At 51.1% G+C, this 1,854-nt stretch carries 2 protein-coding genes; one reads left to right on the top strand and one right to left on the bottom strand.

The window, feature by feature from the left end; genetic code table 11:
- The coding region (locus A1359_RS22995; protein ID WP_083960459.1) for a hypothetical protein at positions 1-385 on the top strand (385 nt) is incomplete at its 5' end.
- A gap of 4 nt (positions 386-389) precedes the next feature.
- Here A1359_RS22995 and A1359_RS02570 read toward each other — a convergent pair.
- Positions 390-1,649 carry a tyrosine-type recombinase/integrase gene (locus A1359_RS02570; protein ID WP_066977560.1) on the bottom strand — a complete coding sequence of 420 codons (1,260 nt, stop codon included), beginning with the start codon at positions 1,647-1,649 and terminating at the stop codon, positions 390-392.
- Positions 1,650-1,854: the final 205 nt, after the last annotated feature.

Raw genomic sequence — 1,854 nt, 5'->3', positions numbered from 1 at the left:
CTATTTTGACGCAGGGGGGACATTCCAACATGTTCTCCGCGTTCCCTCGGTTCCCCAACAAAAAAGTCATACAGATCATACAGAGTCGCTTTCGGCCTGTGAGCGGCAGAAGCTTCTGGCTTATCTGGCCGAGATTGAGGAAACCGATCCAATCGTCATCGATGAGGTACTGACAGTCTGTAGCAAAGACCCAGAAAAACGGCAGTGGTTATTGCAATGGGCTGATCGGATCCTGCCCGCCAAACCCATCGATACCTTGGATAATCGACACTTTTGCCGAGGCTGCTCGCATCTTGGTGGTGAGCTATGTACTCGTCATCAGTTCCGGTCGGTGGATGATTTGCCCCGTCGCTGTGCGGACTTCCTGCCCAAAGTCGCATGGTAGGCGACTACTGCTGCTTTCTAAAGGGTATGACCTGGGCGCCCGATCTCAATTCGTCCAATTGATCAGCCCAAGCCTGCATCATTTTTGTTCGCTCCGGGAGATATTCCGCGTAATTGTAGGCCGCTCTGACATCGTTGGCTTCTGAATGAGCCAATTGGCGTTCGATATGGTCGCGATTGAAGTGCATTTCATTCAATCGCGTCGATGCCATGGAACGAAAGCCATGTGCGGTCATTTCTTCTTTGGTGTAGCCCATACGCCTGAGTGCGGCATTGACCGTGTTTTCGGACATGGGTCTTGCCGTACTGCGCTCGGATGGGAATAAATATTTGCCGCTACCGGTCAGCGGTTGCAATTCCGACAGCACATTAACCGTTTGCGTGGCTAGCGGTACGATATGTTGTAGCCGCATTTTCATTTTCTCCGGCGGGATACGCCATTGCTTTACAGCCAAATCAATCTCGGACCACTCAGCATGTCGAATCTCGCCCGGACGGCAGAAGGTGAGTGCGGAAAATTGCAGGGCGCACTTTGAAATGAAAGAGCCTTGGTAATCGTCAATGGCTCTCAACAATCCAGCAATTTGTTTGGGATCGGTGATGCTGGCATGGTGTCTTTTTCTGATGGGACTTAAGGCGCCTCGCAAATCACTGCTGGGATCGCGGGCACATCGCCGCGTAAGCACTCCATATCGAAAAATCTGGCCACAATTTTGTAAGGCTCGGTGCGTGGTATCAATCACGCCTCGGGCCTCCATGCGTTGCATGACTTCCAGTAACTCCAGGGCATCTATCTGATCGATCGGACGTTTACCAAGAAACGGAAACACGTCGTGTTCGAGCCGGGTGAGCAAGCGTCTGGCATGATCTTCCGTCCATTTGGCTTTGAACTTTTCGTGCCACTCGCGAGCAACATATTCGAAACTATCGATAATGGGTAAACCCGACTCGAGTCGCTTTTCGTTTTCCGCGGCCAGTTGTCGGGCGACTTTGACTTCCTTGCGCTTATCGCTGGGATCTTGGCCATTGGCTACTGAGACTCTGGCGTCTTCCGCCTTGCGTCTGGCATCGGCCAGACCGGTGGTTGGGTAAACGCCCAGCGAGAGTGTTTTGCGCTTGCCATCAATGCTGTAATCAAATCGCCACCACATGGCACCATTGGGCTTGATTAGCAAATAGAGGCCACTACCGTCATTCAGGCGTCGGTCCTTGGAGGCAGGCTTGGCGTTGCGAAGCGTGGCGTCGGTAAGTATATGTTTTGCCATGCAGAACACCTCGATTTACAGTAACTGCAGTAACATTTTTCGTGAATTGGAAGTTACTGTAAAACTTACTGCATAAATTGTCGAGTGTTACTGGATTTTGACGCACTTCATTGGACAATAAAAAACCCGCGAAGCCAGTAAACTTGCGGGTTTTTGGATTTGGTTGCATCCGTTTGGATGCATAATTGGTGCCTCAGACCGGAAT

Source organism: Methylomonas lenta (assembly GCF_001644015.1).
GTDB lineage: Bacteria > Pseudomonadota > Gammaproteobacteria > Methylococcales > Methylomonadaceae > Methylomonas > Methylomonas lenta.
This window is presented reverse-complemented; position numbering and strand designations above follow the sequence as displayed.